Annotated in this window: 4 protein-coding genes; all 4 read right to left on the bottom strand. The window is 64.1% G+C overall.

From position 1 onward, the window contains the following. Positions 1 to 433: 433 nt before the first annotated feature. Entirely contained in the window at positions 434 to 2458 is a 2025-nt protein-coding gene (fhuB, locus tag M0954_RS11875; protein WP_297353375.1) for a Fe(3+)-hydroxamate ABC transporter permease FhuB, read from the bottom strand. After that, positions 2451 to 3461, bottom strand: a complete 1011-nt coding sequence (locus M0954_RS11870; RefSeq protein ID WP_297353372.1) for an ABC transporter substrate-binding protein — start codon at positions 3459 to 3461, stop codon at positions 2451 to 2453. The genes fhuB and M0954_RS11870 overlap by 8 nt, the downstream gene beginning before the upstream one ends. Next, on the bottom strand, positions 3458 to 4249 hold the full coding sequence (locus M0954_RS11865) for an ABC transporter ATP-binding protein (RefSeq protein WP_297353370.1): 792 nt from the start codon (positions 4247 to 4249) through the stop codon (positions 3458 to 3460). Before M0954_RS11865 ends, M0954_RS11870 begins: the two co-directional genes overlap by 4 nt. Positions 4250 to 4278: 29 nt before the next feature. Then, the coding region (locus tag M0954_RS11860; protein ID WP_297353368.1) for a non-ribosomal peptide synthetase at positions 4279 to 9418 on the bottom strand (5140 nt) is incomplete at its 5' end.

Genomic DNA, 9418 nt, shown 5'->3' with positions numbered 1-9418 from the left:
GCGTGCCCGGCCCACATCGCAATCAGCGAAATCGCCACCGGCGTCAGCCGGGACTGGAACAAGCGAGCTTTGGCTCGCCGCTTACTACGACTATGGTCCGTGGTTGTTTTCATCGTGGCTGGCAAATTCTCGGCGTGAAGACACAAACCCGTCCTGTCCTTTGAAAAGGACAACTAACGAGGTGTGTCAGGATGATGTATTCGTAGCGAAAGTGAATCGCGGTTTTGCACTTCCCCAGCACCGCGAACAGCTACAGCCACTTTCGCGCAGCGGATGCCTCACGCGGACGCGCTATGCGCCAGACATCGCGTTATCGCGAATAAGATGGTAATCGATAACGATTCTCATTTGCAAATACATTTTGCGTTTTGTCTGTTGTTTGTGCATTTAAAGAGGCCGAAAGCCCGGCGAGAAGCACGGGGCCTACAGACGCTCAGGTGGACGAAACCGTCTTGCGCAAAGTCAGCGCGATCAGATAAGGACCGCCTATTAGCGTCGCGACAAGGCCGGCCGGCATCTCCTGCGGGAACATGACTTGGCGGCCGAGCCAATCTGCGAAGCCCATCAGCAGCGCGCCGACAATCGACGCCACCAACATCTGCACTGCAGGCCGGCGCGCGCCCGAATAGCGAGCGATATGCGGCGCGATCAACCCGACAAACGACAACGGGCCAACCAGCAACGTGGCTGTGGCCGTGAGCAGCGCCGCCAGCAGCAGGATCGCCAGGCGGGTTCGCGCGACGGGCACGCCGAGGCTGCCTGCCATCGGCGCCCCCAGGCTCAGCGTTTCGATCCAGCGTGCCATCAACGGACCGAGCACCAGTCCCGCTAGCGCGACAGCCGCCGCCGCATAAGAAGCCACGGGTTCGATGTAATAAGTCGAGCCGACCACGAGATCCATTAGGAGACCTGCACGTGGATCGCCGCTAGCCAGCGTCGCGCTGACGATGGCCTCGAATAGCGCGCTGATCCCGACACCGATCAGCAGCAGCCGGTCCGGCGCGAACGAGGCGCGGCCGCCTAGCCACAATAGCAGCGCAAGCGTTGTCATAGCGCCGGCAAGGCAGCCTGCGAACAGGATCCCAGGTGTCGGCTCGAGTCCGGCGAACAGGATGATGACAATGCCGAGCGCACCACCCGAACTCACGCCGAGCAGATCCGGGCTCGCCATCGGATTGGCGGTGACGCGCTGGATCAGCGTGCCGGCAACCGCCAGCAGCACCCCGGCCGACATCGCCGCGATCGCATGCGGCCACCGCCAGAACAACAACGCGCCAATCTGCGCAGGACTAGCGACGCGCCAGCCGTGGACGCCTCGCGATAGGGCGAAGGTCAACATCAGCACCACGGCAAGGCCAACGACCGCCCACGGCAAGCGTCTGCCGAGCCTGGCTTCCGATGCATGCGCGATGGCGCTCGCATGCAGGTCGGGCTGGCTGCGCAAACGCGGCAGCAACAGCATCAGCAGAGGCACGCCGAGCAGCGAGGTGACTGTTCCGGTGGGCACCAGATGCGCAGAGAACAGCTCGGTTGAAGACACCCCCTGGACGATTTCATCGGTTGCCCACAACAACGCCGCGCCAAGCAAAGGCGCCCAGATCAGACGCTGCCTGAGTCGCCGTGCGCCAGCAAGACGCGCAAGCGTGGGTGCAGCGAGACCGACGAAGCCGATCACGCCGACCGTCGACACCACGCAGGCCGTCAGGACTACCGAGATCAGCAGCGCAGCAAAGCGCGTGCGTTGCAGCGAGATGCCGAGGCTCTGCACGGTCGAATCACCGGCCTCGAATACGCCCAATGGACGGCGCAACAGCACCGTCGCGACGACACAGGCGAGTACGCCCCAGAAAAGCTGACGGCTTTCCTGCCAGCCGCTCTGATCGAGCGCCCCGCCACCCCAGATCATCAGCCCGCGCAGCAGGTCGAAATTGGACATGCAGATGGCGAGACTGATGGCGCCGCAATACAGGTTGACGACCATCCCCGACAGGATCACCGAGAGCGAAGACATCCGTTGCCGCCACGCGAGCCCAAACACGAGCAGCATCGCCAGGCCGCCACCGGCGAGCGCCACCACCGTGCGGCCGCCGGTGACCCAGGACGGCGCCCACAGCTCGGCGATCATCAACGCGAGATACGAACCGGGGAAAATGCCAAGCGTCATCGGCTCAGCGAGCGGATTGCGCAGCACCTGCTGCGCCAGCGTGCCCGCCAGCGCCAGTGCCGCGCCGCACAGCAGGGTCACGGCGATGCGCGGCAGCAGACTGTCGCGTACCAGCACCTGATGCAGGTCAGTGCGGTTCGGTGCAAACAGCGTGATCCAGAACGAAGCGCCGTTCAGTTGGGCATGGATACCGACGATCGCGAGAATCAGGGCAACCGCCCCAAGCACGCCGACGAGCGGCACCCGAAAATCGCGCGGCGCAGTCGGCATAGATGCAGCAGCGAGGTTACGCAACGCCGCCTCCGCCGTTGTCGATTGTGGCGAGCGCCGCTGCCACCGCTTGCACGAAACGTTGCATCGAAACCAGTCCGCCATATGGGGCGATCACAGGCAGAACAGCGATGCGGCGCTCGCGCACTATGGGCAGCGCCTGCCAGATCGCGTTCTTCTCGACCCCGGCGCGCGCGGAGGCCGCCACCGGACCCACCAGCAGCAGGCTCGCCTGCTGGACGTCCACAAGGCGCTGCACCGGCACCATCGCGAAGCCCTGTTCGGTGCGCCATGGCTTGCTTCCTGCACCGGGATTAGCAGCGTTTTGGACTCCTAGCTTCTGCAACATCTCGTCGAACAAGCTGCCCTGCGCATACACGCGCAGATGACGGTCGTCGACAAGATCTGCGACGAGCACCGGTGCACGCAGCAGCTCGGGCCGCGCAGCGAGCAGCGACCGCACGTTAGCGGTGTTGCGATCCGTCGCTGCGATCAGGTCGGTTGCGCGCTGCGGTCTCTGCAGTTTTGCGGCAAGTTCGCCCGTCTCGTTCAGCAACGCGGGATAAGGCGTATCGCTCGACATGTAGGCGCCGAGCGTGAGCGTCGGCGCGATGCGCTCGAGCCAACGTTTAGCGGGGGCATGCCCCGGAGTAATGATCATCAGGTCCGGCGCCAATGCCTGTAGCATCTCGAAGCTCGGTTGGTACAGTAGCCCGACGTCGGCCACACCCGCCGGCAGCGGTGGCTCGACAATCGTGTTGCGATACCAGTCGGGCAACGGCGTGCCGACCGGAGCGACGCCAAGCGCGAGTAGCGTTTCGGTCAACTCCCAGTTCAGGGTGACGATGCGGTGAGGCGCGGGTTCGGTTAGGACGCCCTGTGTCTGTGTAGCGGCCCAGGCGCTTGTCGAACCGAACGCATCAAGCATGCTGAACGCACTGAGCGCGCCGAATCCTGCGAGCAGCCTGCGGCGTAGCGGGTCCGCGCGCGGTATCTTGCTCAAGGGTCGAATGACGGGTTTGGTCATCGCGGGAATCCAATCGCATAGCCACTCTGCGGATCGGTGAGCACGCCCATCGGCACCCCGTAGATGGCTTCGAGACTGTCCGGACGCATGATCTCCGCAGGGCTTGCCTGCATCAGCACTTTGCCGCCGCGCAGCGAGATCAGCTCATTGCAGAAACGCGTGGCCATGTTCACGTCGTGCAGCACGACGATCGCGGTCATGCCGCGCTTTTCGCACAGCGAACGGATCAGGCCGAGCACTTCGATCTGGTGACTGATATCGAGCGCCGAGGTCGGTTCGTCGAGCAGCACGCAACGGCTGTTCTGCGCGATCAGCATGGCCAGCCAGACGCGCTGACGCTCGCCTCCCGAGAGACTATCGACCGCGCGGTCCGCGTAACGCGCGACATCGGTCCATGCCATTGCTTCCTCGACGCGTGCGTGATCATCTGCCGTGACGCGGCCGAGCGCGCCATGCCATGGGTAGCGGCCGAGGGCGACCAGTTCGCGCACCTGCAGGCCGTCCGTGGATGGCGTGTACTGCGGCAAATGCGCCACTTGCTGCGCGAAGCGCCGGTGCGGCCAGCTCTCGAGCGGAGCACCGTCGAAATAAATCGTGCCGCGCGTCGGCTGATGCAGACGCGCGAGCAGTCGCATCAGCGACGTCTTGCCCGAACCGTTGTGGCCGATCAGGCCCACCACCTGGCCCGGTGCGATATCGAGCGAAATGGATTGCAGCAGCGGCCGGTCGCCGATTGAAAAATCGACGTCGGAGAGCTGGTAAAGCGAGGAACCGCCTGATGACTGCATGACGAAAGCTGTGGCCCGGTTTTAGGTTGTCAGGATGAGGTATCTGTTTTGCTTGTACGCGTCTGTGCCTCTTGTACGCTCAGCAGCCTTTGCAGTTGGGCTTTCACGCTGGCGTGGAGTGCCGGATGATGCACGATTCCGGTGTGGCTTGCTTCGATCTGGATCTCTTCGACTGCCGCGGTTGTATACGGACGCCAGTCGCGCTCGCGGCCCGGTACTTTATCGCGGGCGGCGTGCCAGAATGTGATCGGTACATCGAGGGTCGGCAATGTGTGAGCGAGGCGCAAGCGGTAGTGCAATGCGTCCAGTTCAGCTGCCCGTGTGAACAGCGCCTGCAGTTGTGCGCCGTCCGTCTGCTGTTCCAGCCATGCAGACAGGTCGGCCTGTGCGTGGCCCTCGTCCGGTGCTGCGTCGGCGGTACGCGTCGCCGTGTCCAGCAGTCCCAGGAAATCGACCTGATGACCGCGCGCGCGCAACTGCGCGGCGACCGCCACCGCGAGGCGCCCGCCAAGTGACCAGCCAAGCAGCCGGAATGGCCCTTCGGCTTGCGCCTTCAGGACGCGCTCGACGCATGCTTGCGCAAGTGCTTCGAAACTGGCCAGTTGATCGTGAAGTGCGAGTGCTGTTGCATTGGTCGCCTCACTCGTCGCGTCCCCTGCATCAATCGCGAAACCCGGCGAACGCAGCGCGAGTACGCTGGCGGTCCCTTGCAGCGCAGCGGCAAGAAAACGGTATTCGCCGACAAGCCCAAAGCCTGGATAAAAGCAGAACAACGTGAGCGGCGCACCGCAGGCGTTCAGCGGCTGCATGTCGGTATCGCTCGCCGCGCCGTAAGGCGGGCACAGCAACGCTTCCGTGTAAAAGCGCTGACGCCATAGTTCGAACGCATCAAGTTGCGCAGGATCGGCTGCGGATACGGGCGTTTGCGAGGCTACCGTCAGACCACTGAACAGATGCCGCTTAGGTATTCTAAGTCCCGGTTCATTGATCTCAGTGGCGGACGTGTGCAATGAATATGTGCTTTGCGAGGCACCGACCAACTGACCCGCCGGTTGAGCCAACGCTCGCACGTGAGTCCCGAACGCGTCCATTAGCCTGTCAAGCTGGCCCACATCGAGCGCATCTGAGTCGACGCTCCACTCGAGCTTCAGGCAACCGCCTGCAATCAGGCCATTCAGATCCAGCACGTGACGCGGCCCGGTGGCTACGCTCGTGCCGATGCCGTTGCCGCTATCCTCGGGAGCAAACGTAAAGTAGCCTTCGCTGAGCCGTTCTTCGAAACGTCCGAGGTAGTTGAAGCCGATCGTCGTGCGCGGCAAAGCCGCCAGCGCGGCGCGCGTCGAAGCCGAGCCGCTGTAGCGGAACAGGTTGAAATGCATGCCTTCCGCGGGCACCGTCTGCAACAGGTTGGCAATTTGGCGGCGCGTCGAATCGAGTTGCGGCGCGGCGCTCAGGCGTAGTGGGTACTGCGTAGTAAACCAGCCCACAGTGCGGCTCAAATCGAGCTCAGGGATACATTCTCCGCGGCCATGCCCCTCCAGTTCGACGATCACGGGCATCTGCGGCAAATGTTCGGCACATGCCTGGGTCAGCGCAGTCAGCAGGACTTCGTCTATACGCCGGCCGGAATCGGTGAGACAGCGCGTCGTCTGCGCATCGAGTGTCCAGTTGCGATGCTCGGTGTGACCTTGGGTGGTGGACGAAGCGGTCGCGAGTTGGCCTGACGGAACGGCATCCGTGGTCGCCCCCAGTTGGTTCTGCCACCAGGCGAGCTCGCTCAGATGCTCGGGCAGGCTAGCGTATTCGGCAAGACGTCGGGTCCATTCACTCCATGCGGTGCTGGCTCGCGGCAGCAGCGTCTGTGTGCCGGACAAGCGTGCCGCCTCATACGCATTCAGCAGATCGTCGAGCAGGATGCGCCACGACACGCCATCGACCACCAGATGATGGACGACGACCAACAGTCGTGCGCCATCCGCTGTGCTCATATAGGCTGCGTGGAGTAGCTTGCCGGTGGCGAGATCGAGACTGTCGTGCACTTTGTCCGCGACAGCATCGATTGCGGCCACCGGATCGGCAGAGGCTCGCAGATCTACGATGCGCAATACGTCGTTGGAAGACATCGGCGGCAAAATGGTCTGTACCCACTCACCCGTCTGCGGATCGCGCCCGAAACTCGCGCGCAGCGCATCGTGCGTGGCGAGCACAGCATCGAACGCTGCGCGCAATGCTTCGACGTCGAGCGCTTCGGCACTACGCAGCAGCACCGCCTGATTCCAGCGTGCAGGTGCATCAGGATAGTGCTCGAAGAACCAATGCTGCATCGGCGCCAGCGGCGTCTCGAACGGCACGCTCACAACCGGTTCATCCGCTGCTGGTGCGACGCTCGCCTGCGCGACCCGCGCCAGACCCCGCACCGTGGGATGCTCGAATACCTGGCGGGGCGAGACGACCCAGCCCGCGGCGCGCGCCTGGGCAATCACGCGCAGGCTCGAAATCGAATCGCCGCCGAGCGTAAAGAAGTTATCGGTTACGCCGAAGTCGGTGCGGCCGAGCACCGTCTGCCAGACCGCCAGCAGCGCCGTTTCGATCGACCCTTCTGAAGTTATCGCGGCACTTTGCACCGCGTCGTCCGGCTCGGGCAACGCACGCCGGTCGAGCTTTCCGTTAGGCAGCGTCGGCAACGCATCGAGCGCGATACAAACCGACGGCACATGCGAGGCCGGCAGCGTGCGCGCCAGTTCTTCGCGCACGGCATCGGGATCGGAGGAACCGGTGAAGTAGGCGACGAGGCGTTTGCGCTCCCCTTCCCCCTTCAATTCGACAATGGCCTCGCAGACCTGCGCAACGCGCCGCAGTGCGACTTCGATTTCGCCAAGCTCGATGCGATGCCCGCGCAGCTTCACCTGCTGATCGATCCGCCCGAGGAAATCGATGATGCCGTCGGCACGCGCACGGCATAGATCGCCGCTGCGATAGACGCGCGAACCCGGCTCGCCATATGGATCCGGCACGAAACGTTCGGCGGTAAGCGCAGGCCGCGCCAGATAACCCTGCGCGAGCGTCGCGCCGCCGATGCACAGTTCGCCCAGCGCACCGTCCGGTGCGCGGTTACCGTCGAGATCGGCGACATACGCCTGACGCGCCGGATAGCAACGGCCGATCGCGACAATGGCATGCTGTGTATCGTCGCGCGAGACCGGATGGTGTAATGCCGCCACGGTGGTCTCGGTCGGACCGTACAGATTGTCAATCGCAACGTGCGCCAGCGGACCCTCGTACCATCGCTGCAGCGCGTCGCCTGGCAACGCTTCGCCGCCCACCGTAATCTGTCGCAGCGCGATGTCCTCCGCAGGCGGCAACGCGATGCGCCATTGCTGCCAGAGCGCGGTCGGAATCCGCGCGAACGTCACGTGCTCGTCGCAAAGCGTGCGGTTCAGCGAGGCGAGCTCCCAGGCTTGCGGACCGCGCATCACGACGCGACCGCCCACCATCAACGCCGGCAAGAGTTCATGCAAGGCCACGTCGAAATTGATGGTCGACGATTGCAGCACGACGTCGGACTCGGCAATCCGGTGGTCGTGCAGGAAGTCATCCAGATGCAACGTGAGCGCGCGATGCGTGATTGCCACGCCCTTTGGCGTGCCTGTTGAGCCGGAGGTGTAGATGACGTAGGCGAGCGCGTCGGGATGCACGGGCCATGCGGCATCGTCGCAACTCGCCGCGCTATCGGAAGCATCGGGCCGTACCGCGGATGCAAGCACCGTACGCAGCGGTGCGAGCAACGCGTGACAGTTTCTCCGGGTCGCTTCGTCGACGATCACGCGTGTCACGCCTGCATCGGCGATCATCGCCTGCAGCCGCGCCGGTGGGTAATCGGGATCGAGCGGCACAAACGCGCCGCCCGCCTTGAAGACGCCTAGCAACGCCGCAGGCAAGGCTAGTGAGCGCTCGAGCAGCAAGCCAATGCGTTCGCCCGCAACGATGCCGTCTGCGCGCAACGCGAGCGCGATGCGCTCAGCCCACGCGTCGAGCGTAGCGTACGTCAACGCTTCACCCCCGCAGCGCAGCGCGACACGAGTCGGACACTGACGCGCACGTTGGGCGATCCGCTGGTGTGCGGCGACAAAGGGACCGCGAGGAACGTCCGGCGAGGTGCCATCCACTGCTACTCGTACGATATCGGTCGCAGTGCTGATCCTGCCACCGCATGCGCCGTTCCGCACGGGGTCGCCAATGCCTCGGCGCACCGCCAGATCGCCCACGTTGCGCTGCGGCTCCGCCACGACCTGTTCGAGCAGCTCGACATAGTCGTCGAGCATGCGCTGCGCGGTCGCTTCGACAAAGCGGTCGCGTGAATAGGTCAACGCAAGCTGTAACTTGCCACCCGGCCCGCGATCCTGTGCATTCAACGCGAGATCGAAGCGCGCAGTCAGCGCAACGTCGAGTATCGACTCGATCGCGAGAGCGCCACTACCGGCGCCCTTGGCGGACTGCGCCTGAGTCGTATCAGCGGCATCGGCATCGGCCGCAAGGTCGAACATCACCTGAAACAGTGGCGAGCTATCGAGGTCGCGCTCGATTGCAAGCGCCTCGACAAGCCGCGCAAAAGGCACATCCTGATGGGCCTGCGCTTCGAGGACGCGCTCATGGACGGTGCGCAGCAGTGCATCGAACGGCTGTCCGCCGGCGAGGTCCGCGCGTACGATCAACGTGTTGACGAAGAAGCCAACCAGCCCTTCTAGCTCGGTACGCCCGCGCCCTGCGGTGGGCACGCCGACCACAATCGTGCGCTGCCCCGAATAGCGGTGCAGCAGCACATCGAACACCGCCAGCATCACCGTAAAGAGCGTCGTGCGCCGGCTACGCGCAATCTCACGCAGTGGCTCGGCCAGCGCAGCGGGAATCGACAGCCGGACGAGGCCGCCGTCATGTGAACGGCTCGCGCGCGGCGGCACGTCGCGCGGTAACGTAAGCGCGGCAGGTGCACCGCGGAGCCGTTCGCGCCAATAACCAATCTGCCGCTCGAGCAGCTCGTTGGCGGACCATTCCCGCTGCCACAATGCGACGTCTGCCAGTTGCACAGGCAATGGCGGCAGGTCATCCGCGCCGTGATAAAACGCCAGCAGATCGCGGAACAGCACATCCATCGACCACGCATCGGCGACG

It is taken from the genome of Paraburkholderia sp. (genome assembly GCF_026225065.1).
Taxonomy (GTDB): domain Bacteria; phylum Pseudomonadota; class Gammaproteobacteria; order Burkholderiales; family Burkholderiaceae; genus Paraburkholderia.
Note: the sequence above shows the minus strand (reverse complement) of the source record. Positions and strands in the feature narration are given on the sequence as shown.

Excerpts from the sequence above, each read along its gene's own strand:
- M0954_RS11870 (WP_297353372.1), bottom strand. The coding sequence starts at position 3,461 with ATGACCAAACCCGTCATTCGACCCTTGAGCAAGATACCGCGCGCGGAC.
- M0954_RS11865 (WP_297353370.1), bottom strand. The coding sequence starts at position 4,249 with ATGCAGTCATCAGGCGGTTCCTCGCTTTACCAGCTCTCCGACGTCGAT.